This is a genomic window from Halopenitus sp. H-Gu1, from assembly GCF_041821145.1.
Classification (GTDB): domain Archaea; phylum Halobacteriota; class Halobacteria; order Halobacteriales; family Haloferacaceae; genus Halopenitus.
On record NZ_JBGUBC010000003.1, the window covers coordinates 1 to 19,715 of the forward strand.

At 62.7% G+C, this 19,715-nt stretch carries 17 protein-coding genes, 2 tRNA genes and 1 pseudogene; 11 read left to right on the plus strand and 9 right to left on the minus strand.

Annotated features, from left to right (window positions below):
- The coding region (locus tag ACERIT_RS03175; RefSeq protein ID WP_373673370.1) for a non-canonical purine NTP pyrophosphatase at nt 1–180 on the plus strand (180 nt) is incomplete at its 5' end.
- A 259-nt stretch (nt 181–439) separates the two neighbouring features.
- On the opposite strand, the gene ACERIT_RS03180 is transcribed toward ACERIT_RS03175, so the two are convergent.
- The 4 genes from ACERIT_RS03180 to ACERIT_RS03195 all read right to left on the minus strand — a co-directional run bounded on the left by ACERIT_RS03180 (nt 440) and on the right by ACERIT_RS03195 (nt 3,404).
- Complete coding sequence (locus tag ACERIT_RS03180; protein WP_373673371.1) at nt 440–1,054, minus strand: hypothetical protein; 615 nt, start codon at nt 1,052–1,054, stop codon at nt 440–442.
- 64 nt (nt 1,055–1,118) lie between these two features.
- Nucleotides 1,119–1,775, minus strand: coding sequence for a TrkA family potassium uptake protein (locus tag ACERIT_RS03185; RefSeq protein WP_373673372.1), 657 nt, complete (start codon nt 1,773–1,775; stop codon nt 1,119–1,121).
- 98 nt (nt 1,776–1,873) lie between these two features.
- A complete protein-coding gene (locus ACERIT_RS03190; RefSeq protein WP_373673373.1) occupies nt 1,874–2,788 on the minus strand; it encodes a DMT family transporter in 915 nt (304 codons plus the stop codon).
- A gap of 124 nt (nt 2,789–2,912) precedes the next feature.
- Complete coding sequence (locus tag ACERIT_RS03195) at nt 2,913–3,404, minus strand: HPP family protein (RefSeq protein ID WP_373673374.1); 492 nt, start codon at nt 3,402–3,404, stop codon at nt 2,913–2,915.
- A 79-nt stretch (nt 3,405–3,483) separates the two neighbouring features.
- Here ACERIT_RS03195 and ACERIT_RS03200 point away from each other — a divergent pair, with 79 nt between their 5' ends.
- Nucleotides 3,484–4,029 carry a DUF1684 domain-containing protein gene (locus ACERIT_RS03200; protein ID WP_373673375.1) on the plus strand — a complete coding sequence of 182 codons (546 nt, stop codon included), beginning with the start codon at nt 3,484–3,486 and terminating at the stop codon, nt 4,027–4,029.
- Nucleotides 4,030–4,198: 169 nt separating this feature from the next.
- On the opposite strand, the gene ACERIT_RS03205 is transcribed toward ACERIT_RS03200, so the two are convergent.
- Both ACERIT_RS03205 and ACERIT_RS03210 read right to left on the minus strand, forming a co-directional pair.
- Nucleotides 4,199–5,626, minus strand: a complete 1,428-nt coding sequence (locus ACERIT_RS03205; protein WP_373673376.1) for an ATP-binding protein — start codon at nt 5,624–5,626, stop codon at nt 4,199–4,201.
- A gap of 74 nt (nt 5,627–5,700) precedes the next feature.
- Complete coding sequence (locus tag ACERIT_RS03210) at nt 5,701–6,156, minus strand: DUF5814 domain-containing protein (RefSeq protein ID WP_373673377.1); 456 nt, start codon at nt 6,154–6,156, stop codon at nt 5,701–5,703.
- A gap of 127 nt (nt 6,157–6,283) precedes the next feature.
- On the opposite strand from ACERIT_RS03210, the gene ACERIT_RS03215 reads away from it, so the two are divergent.
- The 5 genes and pseudogenes from ACERIT_RS03215 to ACERIT_RS03235 all read left to right on the plus strand — a co-directional run bounded on the left by ACERIT_RS03215 (nt 6,284) and on the right by ACERIT_RS03235 (nt 12,190).
- Nucleotides 6,284–6,356 (plus strand) — tRNA-His (locus ACERIT_RS03215).
- A 139-nt stretch (nt 6,357–6,495) separates the two neighbouring features.
- Complete coding sequence (locus tag ACERIT_RS03220) at nt 6,496–6,969, plus strand: peptidylprolyl isomerase (protein WP_373673378.1); 474 nt, start codon at nt 6,496–6,498, stop codon at nt 6,967–6,969.
- Between the two features lie 254 nt (nt 6,970–7,223).
- Nucleotides 7,224–8,919 (plus strand): annotated as a pseudogene (locus ACERIT_RS03225) (HVO_2922 family protein).
- An 84-nt stretch (nt 8,920–9,003) separates the two neighbouring features.
- Nucleotides 9,004–11,874, plus strand: coding sequence for a bacterio-opsin activator domain-containing protein (locus ACERIT_RS03230; protein ID WP_373673379.1), 2,871 nt, complete (start codon nt 9,004–9,006; stop codon nt 11,872–11,874).
- Nucleotides 11,875–12,046: 172 nt separating this feature from the next.
- Complete coding sequence (locus ACERIT_RS03235) at nt 12,047–12,190, plus strand: rubrerythrin-like domain-containing protein (protein ID WP_373673380.1); 144 nt, start codon at nt 12,047–12,049, stop codon at nt 12,188–12,190.
- Here the strand turns inward: ACERIT_RS03235 and ACERIT_RS03240 are convergent, their stop codons facing one another.
- On the minus strand, nt 12,191–13,408 hold the full coding sequence (locus ACERIT_RS03240) for a CBS domain-containing protein (RefSeq protein ID WP_373673381.1): 1,218 nt from the start codon (nt 13,406–13,408) through the stop codon (nt 12,191–12,193).
- Nucleotides 13,409–13,460: 52 nt separating this feature from the next.
- Here ACERIT_RS03240 and ACERIT_RS03245 point away from each other — a divergent pair, with 52 nt between their 5' ends.
- On the plus strand, nt 13,461–13,832 hold the full coding sequence (locus tag ACERIT_RS03245) for a cupin domain-containing protein (protein ID WP_373673382.1): 372 nt from the start codon (nt 13,461–13,463) through the stop codon (nt 13,830–13,832).
- A gap of 149 nt (nt 13,833–13,981) precedes the next feature.
- Here ACERIT_RS03245 and ACERIT_RS03250 read toward each other — a convergent pair whose 3' ends face one another.
- Nucleotides 13,982–15,967: an aconitate hydratase gene (locus tag ACERIT_RS03250; RefSeq protein ID WP_373673383.1), complete on the minus strand. Its 1,986-nt coding sequence runs from the start codon at nt 15,965–15,967 to the stop codon at nt 13,982–13,984.
- A 295-nt stretch (nt 15,968–16,262) separates the two neighbouring features.
- Between ACERIT_RS03250 and ACERIT_RS03255 the strand changes: the two genes are divergently transcribed.
- Complete coding sequence (locus ACERIT_RS03255; protein WP_373673384.1) at nt 16,263–16,733, plus strand: deoxyuridine 5'-triphosphate nucleotidohydrolase; 471 nt, start codon at nt 16,263–16,265, stop codon at nt 16,731–16,733.
- 403 nt (nt 16,734–17,136) lie between these two features.
- Here the strand turns inward: ACERIT_RS03255 and ACERIT_RS03260 are convergent.
- Nucleotides 17,137–17,210 (minus strand) — tRNA-Lys (locus ACERIT_RS03260).
- A 155-nt stretch (nt 17,211–17,365) separates the two neighbouring features.
- On the opposite strand from ACERIT_RS03260, the gene ACERIT_RS03265 reads away from it, so the two are divergent.
- Nucleotides 17,366–18,295, plus strand: a complete 930-nt coding sequence (locus ACERIT_RS03265; RefSeq protein WP_373673385.1) for a Vms1/Ankzf1 family peptidyl-tRNA hydrolase — start codon at nt 17,366–17,368, stop codon at nt 18,293–18,295.
- A 124-nt stretch (nt 18,296–18,419) separates the two neighbouring features.
- Entirely contained in the window at nt 18,420–19,715 is a 1,296-nt protein-coding gene (locus ACERIT_RS03270) for a glucose-6-phosphate isomerase (RefSeq protein ID WP_373673386.1), read from the plus strand.

Below are 19,715 nucleotides of genomic sequence, written 5' to 3' on the forward strand. Positions count from 1 at the left end.
TTCGAAGGGTACGTTCCCGGGACGATCGTCTCCCCGCGCGGCGAGGGTGGATTCGGATACGACCCGATCTTCGAACACGACGGAACGACGTTCGCCGAGATGGATACTGAACGCAAGAACGCCGTCTCACACCGCGGTCGGGCGCTCGCGAAGTTCGCCGAGTGGTTCGCGGACCGGTAGTTCCAGGCGATCGTCGATCGGCTGTCCCGCCCCGGGTTTATCACTGATGACGACTCAGCCCGCGACGTGCCAGTCACGGTGGCCTCGACGTGTCTGCGGGTGTGCGACACGCCGCGTCGGAGGTCGTCGGAACGCGGCCGCGAGAATCCTCGATCGATCCGCCGATGAGTGATCCTCGTTCACGCCGTCGACCGGAACGGGCCGCGCGTGTCGCCTGCACGCTATCGATCCCGAAACACCGGTTCGATCGTGCCGTCGTTCACGATCGAGGATCGCGATCCGGACCCGGATACGTTTCTCCGATGACTGTCTGATAGAGCCGTTCGGCGTCGAACACGCTCGTAAACGCACGGGGTTCGCGGACGCTCACCGGCACTCGATCGCGGAGCGCGGCACCGGCAGCGGCGCTCGTGAGTCGGGGATCGAACGAGAGCACGTGCATCGCCCCGCCGCGATATGCTGACGCCAGAGCGGGATGATCCCCGGCTGGGTGTCTCACCTGTTCGGACCGGTCGCGGATGAGTTCCCCCCAGGCGTCCGCCAGTTCATCCCCTGCCAGTTCCGCGATCACCCACTCTGCATCCTCCAGCAGCGGTTCGCTCGCGATGAGGGTTAGCCACGAGTGGCCACGGATCACATCGAGTGCCTCGCGTGCCTCCCCTCCACACAGGAGATCGGCCGCGAGCACATCGGCGTCCGCGACCACTCGAGACGGCGTTGGATCGGGGGTCGACAATTCCGAAGAGGCGGCTCCCGAGTCGAAGCGGTCGCGACGATCGTCGTCTCGAGACCGACGTCGTTCGAGCGCGTCTCTCACCATCGAACGGTCGACGTTCGCCGACCGGCCGCACTCGAACAGGGTTCCCCAGTTCACGTTCGACCGAAGACGCCCGACCTACATCCGATTTGTGGACTCGTCGTTCGTCCTGCCACTGGGATCACTCGCCGGTGATCCTCGATCGCACCTCATCGATCGAGTCCGTCGAGGCGAGGAGGGCGATGCGGTCGTGTGCCTCGATTCTCGTTCCCGGAAGGGGGATCGTTAATGCCTCGCCCTCGTGACCGTGTGCATAGATCCGTCCCTTGTCCTCGAGATCGATCCCGTTGACGCGTTCGCCGACCGTGGGCGCCGTCTCGGGGATCGTGAGGACGAATAGCTGGAGATCCTCGGTTAGTTCATCGAGAACGTTAAAATCACCCTCCAGAAGCGCCGTCTTCGCACCGGCGGCACCGAATCGCTCCGGATATATCACCGCGTCGGCGTCCGCCTTGTAGCGATCGTACACCTCGGGATCGAGGTCCTCGCTCAGGCGCATCACGGTTCGACAGCCGTGTGCGGCGCCGATTCGACAGATGGTGTGGTTCGTCTCGATGGATCCGGTGAATCCACCGACGGCGTCGGTGGAGGCGATCCTCGCCTCCTCGAGTACCGACTGGCTGCCTCCATCCCCTTTGATCACGGTGAATCCTCGATTTCGGGCTTTATGAACCTTCTCGGAGTCGTTGTCGACGACGATGACGTCGTGGCCCTCCGCCGCGAGTATCCGTGCGGTTCGTGATCCGACGCGACCGAATCCCACGACAATAATCCTCATAAACCTGCATACGCCGACGGTGTTCAAAAATCTATGTGAAGATGTACCACGATGGTGCCCCGAAAGCACGACGGGATGCCGTTCCCGTTGCTGGATCGTCAGCGCCTGCGTCGGACGATCTCAGCCCGAACTGCGTTCCGTTTAACGAGCAGAAATCCGGAAAAGATGAGCAGAAAGCCCGCTACCGTCGTCGACGTGATCGTCTCCGAGAGAAACGCCCAGCCCGAAAGTGCGGCGAAGACCGGTGCGACATACGAGACCAGATTGATCTCGATCGGTCCGAGTCGATCGAGGAGATCGAAGTAGATGAGAAATCCGAGCGCACTGGCGACGATCGAGAGGTACGACAGCGCGAGGATTCCCTCCAGGACCCATGCGACGTCCGCGAGTGACTCACCCCGTGCGATCGCGACGGTGTGCATGATTCCTGCACCGAGGATCATCGACCACGACTCCATCGTCTCGATCGGCAGATCGGCGTCGATCGTTCGCGTCAGGACGGTCCCCAACGCGAAGGAAGCGGCCGCGAGGAACACGAGCAGTTTTGCACCGGTCCCCTCACCCATGAGGTTGTTCGGCTCCGGACGTGTGAGGACCACGACGCCGAAGAGACCGACCAACAGTCCGACGGTTCCAAGCGGCGTGAGTCGCTCGTTCGGAAGGAAGGCCCGAGCGAAGACGGTCGTCAACACGGGCGAGAGGCTGACGAGAACGGCGGCGATCGCGCTCGTCACGTGTGGGTCCGACTCGCCCATGAACAGAAACACGTGGTACGCCGAGATGAGCAACACGGCGCCGATCACCACGAGCGACCATTCGCCGCGCGTCCGCGGTATCGGATCCTCGACGGCGAAGACGCCGTATCCAAACATCACGACCGCCGCGACGTCGTACCGCAAGGCGGCGAAAAGCACCGGCGGAAAGTACGCGAGACCGGCGTTGATCGCCATGAATGCCGATCCCCAGACGGCAGCGAGGACGAGGAACGAAAGGAGGTCTCGGTGACGGCTCACACCGGTTCTCACCACCGGGTGAGCCTTACCCTTTCGACACACGACGTGGGATCGGGAGGGGCCGCCATACTTCTCCACTCCCGATCGCGTGCACGGTGATCGAGTCGTTCACACGGTTACGAAATCACGCCAGCTCCTGATCCCGGAAGGCGCGAATCACGTCCTGGCGAGCGATGATTCCCACGACCTTGCCGTCGTCGTCGACGACCGGGATCCGGTTGACGTCCGGATCGCCGACCAGATGATCGAGGACCTCCTCGACGTCCGTCTCCGGCGTTACGGTGAGGACGTCCCTCGTCATCACCTCCGAGATCGACCGTCCCGATTCCCGAACGAAATCGATTCCCGTCTCGATCTCGCTCCACGGGACGTCGATCTGGTAGGTCAGCGTGTCGACGAACGGCGGGAGACCGATCGGGATCCACAGCGTCTCCTCTTCGGGCTCGAACAGATCGACGAGGTCGGATTCGGTGACTATCCCGAGGATGACCCCATCCTCGTCGACGACCGGAAATCCCGAGAAGTCGACGCGGGCGAACCGTTTGAGGACGTGGGAGACGTCGTCGTCCGGCGAGACGGTTTTGACATCTTCGACCATCAGATCGCGAGCCTGCATGCCGTATCGATCGGTCGCAGGGGAAGTAAGTCTTCGGCGGATCCCACCGCTCAAGCGCCTCGAGACGCTACTTCGATCCATGTCCGACGACTACGTGAGTCAACTCGCGAGCAGCCGGGCGGAAAAAGACGAGTTTTTCGCCGAGCATCCCCAGTCGCCGATCCCGCCGGAGGACCGCGACTCGTTCGACGGACTCCGGTATTTCGATCCCGATCCGGAGTATCGCGTCGAGGCAACGGTTACGGTCCACGACGACCCCGAGCCAGTCGAAATGGAGACGACCGCTGGGCCGAACGTTCGCTACCTCCGTGTGATGAGTTTCGATTTCGAATTGGACGGCGAGACGCAGACGCTGTGTGCCTATCGTCAGGAGACCGAAGAGGATGCGGCGCTTTTCGTTCCATTTCGAGATAAGACGACCGGACAGGAGAGTTACCGTCACGGCCGATATATCGAACTGGAACCCGAAACGGAACTCTCCGACGGCGATCAGGTAGGTATCGACTTCAATCTCGCGTACAATCCGTTCTGTGCCTACAGCGAGACCTTCTCGTGTCCGCTCCCACCCGAGGAGAACTGGCTCGATACCACCATTCGTGCCGGGGAGCGCTCGCTCGACGGCTGAGCCATCCCCGGTGGGATGTCGAGTCCGCTTTCGGTTGCACTCTTTGCTCGATCAACTCTCCGACCGCGGTTTGGCACACTCGTCTCTGTTGTGACCGTGTCCGGCGTATTGGTGATGACGACCGGCGTAGAAGGATCGTGTCCGGCGTAGAGGGATCGCGACTGGCGTATTAGTCGTGATCGTGATCGTGATCGTGATCGTGATCGTGATCGTGGTCGTGGTCGTGGTCGTGGTCGTGGTCGTGATCGTGTCCGGCGTCCTGCCCGCTCGACTCGCCGCCGTCGCCAGCAACGGCGGCCCCCTTGCCGTCGATCATGTCCATGTTTTTGAGGTTGTCCCGCTCCTCGAAGTCGTCGACGGCGTCCATCACGTCGGTCTGCGTCAACGTCGTCCGTTCCTCGGTGAGCGCTTGCAGAACCGCTTCCCGGAGGACCATCCGGAGATCGGATCCGGTGAGTCCGGCCGTTCGCTCGGCGACCTCCTTGGGGTCGAAATCGGCGATGTCCATCTCCCGGGTGACGATCCGGAGGATGTCCGCCCGCATCCCGCGATCGGGTTTCGGGAAGTTGATGATCTCATCGAACCGCCGCCAGGCGGCGGCGTCGAGCTGGTCCGGATGGTTCGTCGCGCCGATAAGGAGCACCTCGTCGCGGATCAGCGAGATGTCGTCGATCGACTTCAGAAGCGTGTTGACCGCCCGTTTGAGCGCGGCGTGTTCGTCCGACCGACGCGTCTTGGCGACCGAGTCGAACTCGTCGATAAAGAGGATACACGGCGAAAGCCGCTTTGCGACCTCGAAGGTCTTCTCGACGTTCTTGGCGGTCTCGCCGAGGTACTGGCTCGTGATCATCGACAGCTTCACTTCGACGAAGGGCAGCCCGAGTTCGTGTGCAAGCGCCCGTGAAATAGTCGTCTTACCGGTTCCCGGCGGTCCAACGAACAGGAGCTTTCCGATCTCCCGGAGACCAATGCTGGCGAGATACTCGCGGTGTTCGATCGCCTTGACGATCTTCTGTACTTCGCCTTCCTGATCGGCGGTCAACACGAGGTCGTGGAGCGTTGTCTCGATCTCCTCGGGGGCTCGAACGCTGACGAGATCGAGCATCTCGGCGTCCTCCTCCTCGTCGAAGTACTCCTCCAACAGCGCGTCGATCCAGACGCGGTCCGCGTGTATTGGGCGCGTGTTCTCCCGTGCCTCCTCGTGGGTGACTGACGTTTCGAGGTCATTGCGGTCCTCGATGGCTGCCGCCAGGGTCGGGTTCGTCTCCATGCGGTCCGTCTCCGCCCGCTCGTGGATCCACTCGATCGCCATCTCCGGTTGGGTAAGTGATATCTCTCCGGAGAAGTCAGTTCGCTGGGTAAACAGGAGGTCCGAGACCGCCTCCCAGGGACGCTCGACGCCCGTGGCGGTCCGAACGTTCTCGTCGGTCGCCTTGATCGGGCGTTCGATACCGCCCGGGCTGTCTTCGCCCGGACGATCACTCCAGAAGACCTCGCGGAATCGCGGCGGCAGATCGTTCTCCTCGAGGTCCCGGTCTTCCGTGTACAGGTGCGTCGTCAACACGAATTCGACCACGTCGAGGGCCGGGTCACTCATCCCGAACGAGTTGGAGTGGACGGCGTTTAAGCGCATCGAACCACGCCGACGCCGGGGCGCAGATTCGGCGATCGCTATCCCGAGAGGTCGCGTTTCGCTTGCCGTGCCCGTTCGGACGTCTCCGTGTCACCGTCGACGTTCGCGAGCGTCTCTATCGCCTCCATCGTTCGGATCGAGTCGTCGAGGAACGACCGGATGTCGCCGGTGTATGCGTAGACCATGTAGTCGTCGGTCATCACGTCGACGATCTCGTTTGGTCCGAGTCCCTCCGCGCGAAGTTCCAGGAGATACTGCGTAAACTTCCGTTCGGGACAGCCACAGTAGGGATTCTGATCGCAACTACAGCCGAGGAAATCCTCGGCGAAATCGAGTACTCGATCACGGGTCGCCGAGTCGAGATCGGCGATCCCATCGCCGGTGAAGACGAGATCGAGGGTCGCCCCGGAGAAGGCACCTCTCGGGACGTTCGCCTCCAGTTGTGAGGCGATCTGCCGGTGGTTCTTCAGGTAGATCTTGTCGGTGATGGCCACGGTTGATTGTGATAGGCGCCGATCGAGTAAAAGGGCCGTGGTGACCTTCCTTCGTGTGCGGAAACAGCACATGGTGCCACGGAGTCGTAACGTATATCCGTAACACCGGGATAGATATCACCGCGTGTCCGGGTTAGGGTAGTGGACTATCCTTCAGCCTTGTGGAGGCTGAGACGCGGGTTCAATTCTCGCACCCGGACCTCCAACCCTCCTCACAACGATGGGGTTCGACGATGGAGGCACTTCTACCGAGAGACAAGCCGAGTTCCCCGAGGTCGAGTGGGCCGGTTGCGCCGCTTCAATGCCACGGGTTTTCCGTGTGGCGCTCGTCGTTGACATATGGCGATAGCTACTGGCGATTCTGTTACGCTCGAGTACACGGGCCGACTGGACGACGAAGAGACAGTCTTTGATACCTCGCGGGCATCCGTCGCCGAAGAGGCGGGACTGGCTGACGCACAACCCGACAGGGAATACGACCCACTCACGGTCGAGGTCGGTGCAGAACAGGTCATCGAAGGAATGGATGACGGACTGGTCGGCTTGGAACCCGGAGAGACGACGACACTCACCATCCCGCCCGAGAAGGCGTACGGTGAGTGGACCGAAGAGCGCATCCAGGAGTTCGAGACTGAGGAACTTCGAGGCATGCTCGGCGGTCAGACTCCGGAGGAGGGCGCATACCTCGAGGCTCAGAATGGCCAACAGGGCGAAGTCATTCACGTCGACGAAGACGTCATTCGGGTGGACTTCAACCCCGAGCTCGCGGGAGAAACGCTGGTGTTCGATATCGAGATCGTCGACGTCAACTAAACTCGGCGAGGAGTGCCGTCGCTGGTGATTCTTGGATGAGGGGGTCGCATCGAGATGGCGAGTGACGAGAAGCCGATTCGGGGCATTCTGCGACCCATTCCGGTCTCGTTTCACGTCGGAGAAGTGTTCGATTAGCAGTGTCGCCCCGATCGACGATGGAGTGGCATCGTGAGGGGGATTCGAGCCGGAACTTCTGTTAGTCGACATAAATCCTGCCAGTAGGACTATATGTTCTCCACGCTAATTGGTAGCATATGGCTGATTCAGCATCGCAAATGCTCACTGACTGGTACAGAGAGCGGATCGGAACCCCCAGGACCGACGACGAGGTCCGCGGATATTGGCTGTTCGCTCTCGGCGTGATCCTCACGCTTTTGGGCGTGATCGTGTACACCTACAGCAACTCGGTCGACTCGGCGACGATGACGTACACGTATCGACAGTACGGAGTCGTACTCAGCGGAATCGGTGCCCCGCTCATCATGCTCGGATCCATCATTCGGTTCCCGATCCGGCGGACCGCGACGAGGATCGCGTCCGTCGGCGTGGTGTTGTGTGTGGTCGCCGTGGTGTGGTTCGTCGCGGTCTATCCCGACGGTTGGCAGCCGGGCGTCGGCCGGGTTGACGTGATGGGGTTCTATGCGCTCGGAGTCGTGCTCATCGGGGTGGCGGGAGCGATCGTTCCGATGGTCACCGATCCGATCTACGAGGAGCACGCGATGCTTCAGGAATCCGCCGACGCGACGTCCGCGGAACTGGAGGACACCCAAACGCGCGTTCGGGAACTCCAGGAGGAACTCACTGCAACCGAGGCGAATCTGGAAACACTACAGGCGAGTCAGGCGCGATTCGAACTCTATGAGGACGCGGCCGACGAGTGGCGCTGGCGACTCCGCCATCGAAACGGCAACGTCATCGCTGACTCCGGGCAAGGATACGCCTCCCGTCAGAAGTGTCACCAGGGCATGCACAGCGTCATGCGAAATGCCCTCGGTGCGGGTGTATTGCGGATCGAATCGGAGCGCGAAGCGGACACGGAACCGGAGCCGGAGGATGCCGACGATCCGGATCTCGCCGTTCCATCCGTGTCCGTCGAAAGCCAGGCGACCTTCGAACTGTATGCGGATTCGGCCGACGAGTGGCGCTGGCGACTCCGCCACGACAACGGGAACGTGATCGGGGATTCGGGTGAAGGATACGCCTCCCGCCCGAATGCGGTTCGAGCGATGAATCGCGTGCGATCTCATGTCGCCACTGCCGACTATCTGCAAATCGATCCTGCGGCCTTCGAGTTGTACCGGGATACGGCGGGCAAGTACCGCTGGAGACTGCTCCACGAGAACGGGTCCATCCTGGCCGATTCGGGGCAGGGGTACGCCTCCCGAGCGAAGGCGAGCCAGGGTGTCGAAAGCGTGCGTTCGAACATTGCCGATGCTGAAACGGAGGTGGTCGAGGAGTGAGCACAACCCGACCCCAAACCCTTCGAACGTCTCAAACGCCTCGAACACCTCCAACTCCTCGGCTCCTTCGAACACCTCCCTCGGCGAGAACAGTTATGTCACTCGACGTTGATTTTCCGGGTGAATCATGAGCGCAACCTTTGAGATCTACGAGGATGCGGCGGGCGAATGGCGCTGGCGGCTCGTTCACGACAACGGCAACATCATCGCTGACTCCGGTGAAGGATACGCCTCGAAAGGTGGCGTCGAGGACGCGATCGAACGTGCCCAGGAGTACGCTCCGGATGCGGACGTCCTCGATATCGGGGACGCTGCCTTCGAGATCTACGAGGATGCGGCGGGCGACTGGCGCTGGCGATTGCGCCATCGAAACGGCAATATTCTCGCCGACTCCGGACAGGGGTACACCTCGCGGTCGAACGCTCTCGACGCGGTCAACGGCGTCAAACGCAACGCGCCCGACGCCGACGAGACGGAGATGGAGGGGTAGTTTCCACGTCGGAACGGTCGACGACCCGCGCGCGTCGACCGCCGGTTCGGAGTCTTGAACCGTCTCCGGAATCGATCCCCGATGATGGATCGTTCAGCCGACCCGTCGGAGGATCCGCGGATCCTTCTTGCCGGAACCGCGGACTGGCTCGATGAGTTCGCGGAGACGGCCGAAACGCGCATCGATGCACAGACGCAGGTCGTCTCGACGGTTTCGGAGATACGTGCGGCTTGCGGGGACCGATCGATCGACTGCCTGCTCACGACGAACCGGCTCTCGAACGCGACCGGGATGGAACTGCTTCGAGCGATTCGCGCGGACGATTCGACGCTTCCCGTCGTTTTTGCTCCCGCGGATGGGTCCGAGGCGCTCGCGAGCGAGGCCGTCGCGGCGGGCATCTCCGAGTACGTTCCCATTTCGGATCCTCACGAGGATGCCTTTCAGGAGCTTCTGGATCGAGTCGAAGCGAGCGTCCATTCGGCCCGTTCCGCCCGGAAAATCCGGGATCGGGCCGAACAGTTCGACGCGATCTTCGAGGACGAACGGACCGCGACGTGGGTTCTCGATCCGGACGGGACGCTTCTCCGAGCGAATCGAACCGCCCGCGAACTGGCCGCTTCGGACGAGACCGACGTCTCTCCAGGACGGCCGTTCCGATCGCTTCCCCCGTGGTCACACGACGAGCAGCTTCGCTCGGACGTCCGGCGTATCGTCGAGCGCGCACGGGATGGTAGTTTCGCTACTGCGGTCCTTACGGGCGTCCCCGGTGGGGACGATACGCACGTGGTTGAACTCTCGGCACGGCCCGTCGAGACCGACCACGGAACGACCGCCTCGATCCTCATCGAGGGGGTCGACGTCACCGAGCGCGTCGAACTCGAACGGGATCTCCGTCGCTCCGAGCGGCTCCACAGGGTCACACTCAACAACATGACCGATACCGTCCTCATCACCGATGAGGCCGGCGAGTACACGTACGTCTGTCCGAACGTCCACTTCATCTTCGGGTACACCGCCGCGGAGATCCGGGAGCTCGGAACGATCGACGAACTCCTCGGCGAGGATCTCTTCGACCGCGAAGAGCTCGCCGAGACGGGCATGTTGAAGAACATCGAGTGTACCGCGACGGACAGGGCGGGACGTGAACACACCCTCCTGGTCAACGTTCGGGAGGTGTCGATTCAGGGCGGGACGCTGTTGTACAGCTGTCGTGACGTGACCAAACGCAAACAGCGCGAGGAGGCGCTTGCGACGCTTCAGGGGACGGCTCGTGAGTTCCTGTATGCGGAGTCCCATCCGGAGATCGCGACCCACGTCGTCGACGACGTTCCGGCAGTTCTCGATCTCGATGCGAGCGCTGTTTATCTGTTCGGTCGGGACGACAACCGGCTTCGGCCGGTAGCCGTCTCCCCCGGAATGGAACGGGTAACCGGTACCCTTCCGGAGATACCCGTCGATGCCGATGGTCCCGTCACACACAGCTTCCTCGAGGACGAATCGCTCTTTTTCGAGGACGTTCACGCCGCCGACATCGCCACCGACCCGACGACGGAGCTGGGAAGTGCTGCCTACATCCCGCTTGGCGACCACGGCGTCTTCGTCGTCGGGTCGACTGACGTCAATTCCTTCGACGACGCTCGTCGGGAACTCGCCGATCTGCTCGCTGCGACCGCCGAGGCGGCCCTCGATCGCGTGAGTCGGGAGAGTCAGCTTCGCGAGCAGGACCGCTCCCTCCAGCGGCGAAACGAGGATCTCCGGGCAGTAAATCGGATCAACGAGACGATCCGAAGCATCGATCGGGCGCTCGTACAGGCCGAAACTCGGGAGGAGATCGATCATACGGTTTGTGAGTTGCTCACCGCCGAGGATCGCTTCCGATTCGCCTGGATCGGCGACGTCGATCCGGCCACGGAGACGGTCGTTCCACGTGCGTGGGCCGGCCATGAGCGCGGGTATCTCGACGATCGACGGATCGACGTCCGCGTCGACGACACCGAACCGGCCGGCCGAACCGCGGCGACGCGGGAAGTGACGACCGTCGCGAACGTGGCGGAGCGCCTTCGCGAGGAGGAGTGGCGTACGGGCGCGCTCGCGTGTGATTTCCTCTCGGTGGTGAGCGTCCCGCTGGTCTACAATGACGTCTCCTACGGCGTCTTGACCGTCTACGCCGACGCGCGCAACGCTTTCGATGAAACCTCCCGTGAGGTGCTTGCGGAACTCGCCGAGACGATCGCCTCCGCTACGAGCGCGATCGAACGGCGGAACGCCCTCGTCACGTCCTCTGTAGTCCGTCTCGAATTCGAACTGACGGACTCGACGTTCGTGCTCTCCCGACTCGCCGAGGAGTCTTCGTGTACGATAGCCTACCACGGCGGCGTTCAACAGACTGCGGAGGGGAGCGACGTCTTCATCACGGTCGAGGATGTCCCCGTCGATCGGGTTGAGACGGCCGCGATGGATCTACTCGCAGTCGAGTCCGTCGACCGAATAACCGTCGACGGCGTCGGTGGTGTTCTCCGGCTTCGGCTTTCTCGACCATTTCCGGCGCTCGAACTCGCGGATCACGGCGCCGTCCTGCATGCGGTGTCGGCGACGCCGGAATCGACCACGATATCCATCGAGATCGCGGGGAACGCCGACGTACGACACGTCTCCGATCTCGTCGCTGACCTCTTTGGCGAGAGTACACTCCGGTCGAAACGGACGATCGATCGATCTCCTGGGCACCTCCGATCCCGGGTATTCGACCGGTTGACCGACCGCCAACTCGAGGTCGTTCGGACGGCCTACTATAGCGGATTCTTCGAATCGCCGCGTGAAAACACCGGGGAGGACGTCGCCGAGATGCTCGACATATCCGCGACCGCGTTCTACCGGCACGTTCGCGCCGCCGATCGAACGTTGTTCGGGGTTCTCTTCGATGAGATCGATCCCACGCTCGTGTCGCGATCGTAAGGTGATTCAAGCGCAGTTGTAACGCGGGCGGCGACGAATCGCCCCAATGTTCACTATTCAACCCCCAAATCCCGATGGGGTTGAAAGAGTAACCACCTGGTATTTCCTTATACACTTTGTATCCCTTGGTAGATCGTCACCGCCGCGGCAACGGGGTGGCGACTACCAGCCCATGATCGACGTTGATCACCACGACGAGCAGGATCGAACCTACGAGTGCTTCGAGTGTGGCGAGGTGGTCGTCGCCGAGGAACCACCCTCGAACTGTCCGAATTGTGGCGGATCGCTTCGCAACCGACGCATTCCCATGGAATAATTAGCGGTTCGGCTCCACCTTTGCTGCTCGGCTGCCAAGCGACCGTTGAACGACCGCATCCGGCGGTCCGCTCGATTGAATGACGTTGAACGCCGTCATCAGGTCGGTTCGTGAGATCAGTCCCACGAGCTCATCCGACTCATCGATTACCGGCAGTCGACCGATGTCGTTTCGCTGCATCTCTTGCATCGCTTCCATTGCGTCCGTGTCCGGGGTTACTGTCACGAGATCGCGTTCCATCACGTCCTCGACGAGGTAGGCGTCGCGTTCGACCTCCTCGATCCCGCGAGCGTCCGAGAGCGTCACCATTCCCACGAGCGACCCGTTCTGTATCACGGGATAGCCCGTGTGTCGCTCGTGGAACATCCGATCGATGAGTTCCGCGATCGTCGTATCCTTCGTGACGACCTCGAGTTCCGAACGCGGCGTCATCACGTCCGCGACCGTAACGTCCTGGAAGGCGGCCGCGAGCGTGGTCTGTTGGGCCTCCCCGGAGGCCGCGATGTAGATGAAAAGCGCCAGGAAGATGAGAAACCAGTTCGCGAACAGTCCCACGACCGCGAGCATGAACGCGAACACCTTGCCGATCGAAGCGGCTCGCTGGGTCGCAGTGGCGTGCGGCATGTTTCGTGCCAGGAGCGCACGCAGCACCCGGCCGCCGTCCATCGGGAACGCCGGAAGCATGTTGAACACTGCGAGTATGATGTTTAACAGGGCGAGATAGCCGAACACGAACCGGACGGCTGAGACGCCACCCGCGATCCCGAATGCGCCCTGTGTTAGCCCTCCCGTCGCCACCACGACGAGATAACAGCTGGCGCCGACGATCACGGAGACGATCGGTCCCGCGATCGCGATCCAGAATTCGTGTCGCCAGTCCTCCGGGATCTCCGTGAAGTTGGCGAGGCCGCCGAGCAGCCAGAGCGTGATCGAATCGATCTCGTAGCCGTACCGCATCGCTACGAGCGAGTGACCGAACTCGTGCAGGAGTACGCCCACGAACAGGCCAATGGCGGACGCAAATCCGAGGATCCACGGTAGATATCCACCTTCCAGTTGCGTTGCGTCGATCGTCGCGGGTAGCGCTTCGCCTATCACTTCGGCGATCACGGCGACGTCTCGCCCGATCAGGAAGGCGAAAAGCGGTAGAATCAACAGAAACGTCCAATTGAGTCGGATCGGTATTCCGAACGCACTCCCGATCTTGATCCCTCGCATACGCCATTGTTCGACGCCATCACTTAAAAGCATGGAGGCCACACCGATCCGCATGAGCGATCGATCCCCCACGATCAAACGCGCCGACGAGATCGACTACGAGATCGTCGAGGCTGCCGATGGCCTCGGCCGAGGCGTCTTGATCGACGAAACCGACGGTGCGCCGAACTTCGCGATGCGCCGATTCATTCTCGAACCGGATGCGACGGTCCCCCTCCACACCAACGCGGTTGAGCACGTCCAGTACGTGCTGGCCGGCGAGTACACGGTCACGATCGACGGAGAGGACCGACCCGTCTCCCACGGCGACTCGCTTTTCATTCCTGCGGGGACCGAACACGCCTACCACAACGACGGCCCCGAACGCGGCGCGTTCATCTGCGTCGTTCCCCACGGCGACGACGAGATCCAACTCGTCGAGTGAGCGGCCGCTCCTCCCGGTCGAACGGCTTCACGGAGTCGAAGAGATAGAACGGTCGGACGGTCGAACGATCGGATGGTGGAACGATCGGACGGCCGACCGATCACGTATCCGATCGAGCCAAACCCGCAGTCCGGGCGGATCGCCCCGAATCAGTCGTCTGCAGGGGCCGCGCCGCTACCGGATTGGTGCTGCCGTTTGGTCCACGAGAGCTTGCCGCCGGCCGCGAGGATCTCGAGTTCGCGGTCGGAGGCATCAAGCGTCGCGGTGAACTCCCAGTCGTCGTTCACGCGGGCGGTGAACTCTTCCTGGCCGTCGCGCACCGCGGCGTCAACGTCATCGAGGATCTCGATATTGTCACCCTGGTCGATCCGCTCGTAGGTTTCCGCGTCGATCTCGAGCGGGACGATCCCGAAGTTGAACAGGTTCGCCTTGTGGATGCGCGCGAAGCTCTGTGCGAAGACGGTCTCGATGCCGAGATACATCGGGCAAAGCGCCGCGTGCTCGCGCGAGGAGCCCTGTCCGTAGTTTTCGCCGGCCACGAGGACGCCCTCTCCGGCTTCCTTCGCCCGGGTCGCGAACGTCTCGTCGACGCGCGAGAGAGTGAACTCCGAGAGCTTCTCGATGTTCGAGCGGAACTTCAGGATGTCCGCCGTCGCGGGGATGATGTGGTCGGTCGTGATGTTGTCCTCCATCTTGAGCAGTGCCTCGCCGCTGATGTCGGAGTCGATTCCCTCGCGGATGGGGACGTCGCCGATGTTCGGGCCCTTGATGAGTTCGTCGTCGATCGCCTCCTCGGGGTTGATGATGTCGGGGTCGTCTTTACCCATTCCCTCGGAGTAGCTGTCGCCCATCTCGAGACCGGGGGCCTCCATGTCGCCGAGATCGGCGGCCAGATCGCGCGGGTCGACGATCTCGCCGGCTATCGCGGCCGCGGTCGCGACCTCGGGCGAACAGAGGTATACCGAGTCGTCCTCGATACCCGAGCGGCCCTCGAAGTTGCGGTTGAAGGTGCGAAGCGAGACGGAATCGGAGGCGGGAACGTGGCCGATACCGATACAGGCGCCACAGGTCGACTCCGAGAAGTTTACACCGGCGGCCATCAGTTCGGCCGTCCATCCCTCACGGGCCAACATCTCGGAGGCCTGCTTGGATCCGGGTGCGACGATCATCTCGGTGTGTTTGGCGACTTCGCGGTCCTCCAGCATCTTGGCGCTGGGGAGGATGTCCTCGTAGGCGCCGTTCGTACAGGAGCCGATGATGACCTGCTCGACTTCGGTGCCGGCGACTTCGTCGACGGGCACGACCTTGTCGGGCATGGACGGACACGCGATGAGGGGCTCGAGTTCGTCGAGGTTGACGGTGATCTCCTCGGCGTACTCGGCGTCCTCGTCGGGCTGGAGATCGACGTACTCGTCCTCGCGACCCTGACGGGCGAGCCAGTCTCGCGTCTCCTCGTCGGTTGGGAAGATCGATGAGGTCGCGCCGAGTTCGGTGCCGAGGTTCGTGATCGTCGTTCGCTCGGGGATCGTGAGCGACTCGACGCCCGGACCGGTGTACTCGAAGATCTTGCCCACGCCGCCCTTGACGGTCAACTCGCCGAGCAGGTGGAGCGCGATGTCCTTCGCCGTCGCCCACTCGGGCAGTTCGCCCTCGAGGTGGACGTTGACGATCTCGGGCATCTCGACGTAGTAGGGGCCGCCGCCCATCGCGACGGCGATATCGAGCCCGCCGGCGCCGATCGCCAACTGCCCGAGCCCGCCGGGGGTCGGGGTGTGGGAGTCCGATCCCAGCAGCGTCTTGCCGGGCGCCGCGAAGTTCTCCTTGTGGACCTGGTGACAGATACCGTTCCCGGGCCGGGAGAAGTACGCGCCGTAGGTTCCTGCCGCGGAACGCAGGAAGCGGTGGTCATCGGTGTTCTTAAAGTCGAACTGATAGGTCTGGTGGTCACAGTACTGGGCGGCCAGTTCCGTCTGGACCTCCTCCATCTCCAGCGCCTCGAACTGGAGCCAGACCATCGTTCCCGTCGTATCCTGGGTAAGAACCTGGTCGATCTCGATGCCGATCTCCTCGCCGGGCGTTAGCTCCCCGTCGACGAGATGATCATCGAGGATCTTCTCTGCAATCGTTTGTCCCATATCACCAAAAACACGACTCGCCTCGGATATAAATCCCGCGAGTCTTTTTTCAACAGTATCCGTGTCGGACCGGCGTCTATCGGCAACTTTGATGGGAAATCGACCGTGTTGACAGTTCCCACGCCCGGATACGGGCGCTCTCGATTATGGTCCATCGACGCATCACTCGCCGACGCAGGACTCGTCGACGCGCCACGTCGCTCCCCGATCGGGTCCATACGATTTATCAGCGAACAAGACGAATTTTGAGGCTTAACCCCGTGGTTTATTCACCGGACGGATCCGATCAGTCCGTATGTTCGAATCCGGGGCGTACGTCGCACGGCAACTCGAGGCGGCCGGTGCCGACCTCGATGCGGAGCAGGTACAGCCGAACGGGGTCGATCTGACCGTCGGCGCGATCTACGAACAGACCGACCCGGGGCGGATCGGACGCGACGGGAAGACGATCGGCAAGCGGGAACCGGTTCCGGGAGAGGTCCGGTTTCGCCTCCAACCCGGTTACTACGTCGTCGAATACGGCGACCCGGTCCGGATTCCCGAGGAACACGTCGGATTCGTCTATCCACGCTCGTCGTTGCTTCGAAACTCCTGTATGCTCAATACGGCCGTCTGGGACGCCGGCTACGAGGGTGTCGGTGAGGGGCTCCTCCAGGTCGGCCATCCGATCACGATCGAACGCGACGCGCGGATCGCCCAACTCGTTCTCACCGAGGCCCGCCACGAAGGGACCTACGACGGTGATTACCAGGGTGAGGGACTGTAGGGCCATCCGCACGACACGGCGTCTCGTGGCGTTGTCACTGCACCTTGTCGGTCGCCGAAAAAGCGGGCCGGGAGGGATTCGAACCGAATGGTGACGTGCTCGCTCACTGCGTTCGCTGCGCGCGACTCCCTGGGTTCGAATCTCTCATCGCGCTGTCACTACACCTTGTCGGTCGCCGAAAAAGCGGGCCGGGAGGGATTCGAACCGAATGGTGACGTGCTCGCTCACTGCGTTCGCTGCGCGCGACTCCCTGGGTTCGAATCTCTTATCGCGCTGTCACTACACCTTGTCGGTCGCCGAAAAAGCGGGCCGGGAGGGATTCGAACCACGAGGACATCGCTCCGCTCGTCCTCTGGGCCGCGAATCCTCCCTCCTCGTCCGGCTCACTTCGTTCGCAAGAACACGGGCCGGGAGGGATTCGAACCCCCGACCGTCCGGTTAAAAGCCGGACGCTCTCCCTAACTGAGCTACCGGCCCGCGATGATTCCTAACGCCAGGGCACGCATAAGCGTTTACAAAGTCGCCGGCCGGCGACCGATGTTCTCGATCGCACCCGGTTTGCGGAACGCTCCGTGGGACCCCTCCTTGACTCGGACGCGACGTTTTAAGTTGGACGGTGCCTCCGTGTCAGTATGCTCGATGAGTTGCTCGGCCGGGCCGAACTGAAAGCGCGGATCGAGGAGCTGGAGGAGAAGAACCACCATCTCGAGCGGCAACTGGAGGCTGAACAGGGACGGCGAGCGGAGGCAGTCGCCGACAAACAGGACGCCGAGGAGCGTGTCAACCAGCTTGAAGACCGGATCACGGAACTCGAGGACCGGGTCGAACGGGCGACCGGCGAGGAGACGACCCGTGACTTTCGACGCGTGAGCGACGCCCGCGGCGCGCGAACCCGCGACCTGCTCGGGTGGCTGACGGCGATCGAAACCGGGGACGAAGGTGCTCTCACCGCCACGATTCCGAACGGGGATTCGGTTCCGGAGGCCGTCGCGGACCACTTCGGTGAGAACGTCCCGCTCGTCCGCCGGGCTGCTCCGGCGATCGTTCTCGCGGACGATAGCGGAATCGTCAGCGCCGCCTTGCGTCCCCCGATCGAGCCCGAGGAGGCGTCCGCTCGGTGGGACGACGCCTTCGACCTGCCGTTGGACCAGTTCCTCCCGACCGGGCGGCTCGGATTCGCGCTCGTTCGATCGGACGTCTTCGCGGTCGGGGTCTACGCGGACGTGTCGAGTGACGACGACGCGGCGGCGATCGAACGCGTCTCCTTCGAGGGATTCGAAAGCGACGTGAAGGGGGCTCATTCGAAGGGCGGATTCTCACAGGCGCGCTTTGAACGTCGTCGCGACGAGCAGATCGCAGAGCACGTCGATGCAGTCCAAGAGACCCTCGCCCCCATCGCTGAGAACGTCGATCGCCTCGTCGTCGTCGGCGAGCGGACCGTCCTCGGCGAAGTTCGTGATCTCGCGGACGTGACAGACGTCTCCGATTCGACTGGCGCTCCCGAGGCGGCCCTTGCCGACGCGTTCGATGACTTCTGGACGACGCGCGTGTACGCCCTCTGATCGTGATGTGGTCGTCCGTGAGGCGGCCTTTCCTCGCCAGGAGTACGGAGGGGCAACGAAGGCGGATGGACATGTGGTCGATCCGGACGATAACTCCTAAGTTCTGCTCCCCCGCTTCTTCGGTATGAACGTCGACATCGGCAACGCGCTCGGAACGACGCCGGGCGTGACGACGAAGATCCTCGATCGGCTTGACGATCGTGTCGCGGACGCACACGAGACGATAACCGATGGCATGGCGACCGACGAGTTCGGCTATGCGGCGCTGAACCTTCCCGAGACCGCGGATCCGGACGCGATCCGGTCCGCGATCGCCCGGTATGACGATCCGGAGGCGGTTCTCACGGTCGGGATCGGCGGCAGCGCCCTCGGAGCCGCAACGCTCGCGAATGCGCTCGAATCGGAGGTCGATGCGTACTTTCTCGACAACGTCGATCCCGACGACACGAAGCGGTTACTCGCCGATCTACCGCTCTCGGAGACCGTTCTCAACGTGGTTTCGAAGTCCGGGACGACCGCGGAGACCCTCGCGAACTTCCTCGTCGTTCGGGAGGCGATGGACCGGGCCGGCGTCGACTGGACCGACCGGACCTTCGTCACGACCGGTCCCGAGGGGAACCTCCGTCAACTCGCCGACCGACATGATCTGCCCGCGCTGGACGTGCCGGCTGGCGTTCCGGGACGATTCTCGGTGCTCTCGACGGTCGGGCTCGCCATTGCCGCGCTCCAGGGCCACGATATCGAGGCGATCCTGCGCGGCGGTGCAGACGGACGGGAGAGCCTTGCCGGATCGCTGTATGAGTCGCCAGCGTACGCACACGGGGGGATCTCGTACGCGCTCGCCGAACGCGGTGCGTCCACGAACGCGATGATGCCGTACGCGGAGTCGCTTGAGACCTTCGCCGAGTGGTTCGCCCAGTTGTGGGCCGAAAGCCTCGGCAAGGACGGGGTGGGCCAAACGCCCGTCCGCGCGCTTGGTGCGACCGATCAGCACTCCCAGTTGCAACTCTACCGGGCGGGTCCCCGGGAGAAATTCGTGACGCTCGTTCGTCCGCGCGAGCGCGCCGACGTTGGAATTCCGGAAACGGACTTGGAAGGGCTCGCGTATCTCGGCGGGTCATCGCTCGGTGAGTTGCTCGACGCCGAGTTCGAGGCGACCGAGGCGAGCCTGGCGGCCGCCGACCGGCCCAACGTCCGGATCGAGATCGACCGCGTCGATGAGCGTTCACTCGGTGAACTCCTGTACGGTATGGAGGCCGCCTGCGTTCTTTACGGCGAACTCGCGAACGTGGAGACGTTCACTCAGCCCGCCGTCGAGTGGGGGAAAAAGGCCGCACGTGGGCTGTTGGGCGGCGGCGAGTTCGAGGAGGCCGATGCCGTCTCCGACAAACGGACCCTCGTCGTCTCCGCCGACCACTGA

Excerpts from the sequence above, each read along its gene's own strand:
- ACERIT_RS03185 (WP_373673372.1), bottom strand. The coding sequence starts at position 1,775 with ATGAGGATTATTGTCGTGGGATTCGGTCGCGTCGGATCACGAACCGCA.
- ACERIT_RS03265 (WP_373673385.1), top strand. The coding sequence starts at position 17,366 with ATGCTCGATGAGTTGCTCGGCCGGGCCGAACTGAAAGCGCGGATCGAG.
- ACERIT_RS03270 (WP_373673386.1), top strand. The coding sequence starts at position 18,420 with ATGAACGTCGACATCGGCAACGCGCTCGGAACGACGCCGGGCGTGACG.
- ACERIT_RS03255 (WP_373673384.1), top strand. The coding sequence starts at position 16,263 with ATGTTCGAATCCGGGGCGTACGTCGCACGGCAACTCGAGGCGGCCGGT.
- ACERIT_RS03245 (WP_373673382.1), top strand. The coding sequence starts at position 13,461 with ATGAGCGATCGATCCCCCACGATCAAACGCGCCGACGAGATCGACTAC.
- ACERIT_RS03230 (WP_373673379.1), top strand. The coding sequence starts at position 9,004 with ATGGATCGTTCAGCCGACCCGTCGGAGGATCCGCGGATCCTTCTTGCC.
- ACERIT_RS03235 (WP_373673380.1), top strand. The coding sequence starts at position 12,047 with ATGATCGACGTTGATCACCACGACGAGCAGGATCGAACCTACGAGTGC.
- ACERIT_RS03195 (WP_373673374.1), bottom strand. The coding sequence starts at position 3,404 with ATGCAGGCTCGCGATCTGATGGTCGAAGATGTCAAAACCGTCTCGCCG.
- ACERIT_RS03200 (WP_373673375.1), top strand. The coding sequence starts at position 3,484 with ATGTCCGACGACTACGTGAGTCAACTCGCGAGCAGCCGGGCGGAAAAA.
- ACERIT_RS03220 (WP_373673378.1), top strand. The coding sequence starts at position 6,496 with ATGGCGATAGCTACTGGCGATTCTGTTACGCTCGAGTACACGGGCCGA.
- ACERIT_RS03240 (WP_373673381.1), bottom strand. The coding sequence starts at position 13,408 with ATGCGAGGGATCAAGATCGGGAGTGCGTTCGGAATACCGATCCGACTC.
- ACERIT_RS03250 (WP_373673383.1), bottom strand. The coding sequence starts at position 15,967 with ATGGGACAAACGATTGCAGAGAAGATCCTCGATGATCATCTCGTCGAC.
- ACERIT_RS03205 (WP_373673376.1), bottom strand. The coding sequence starts at position 5,626 with ATGAGTGACCCGGCCCTCGACGTGGTCGAATTCGTGTTGACGACGCAC.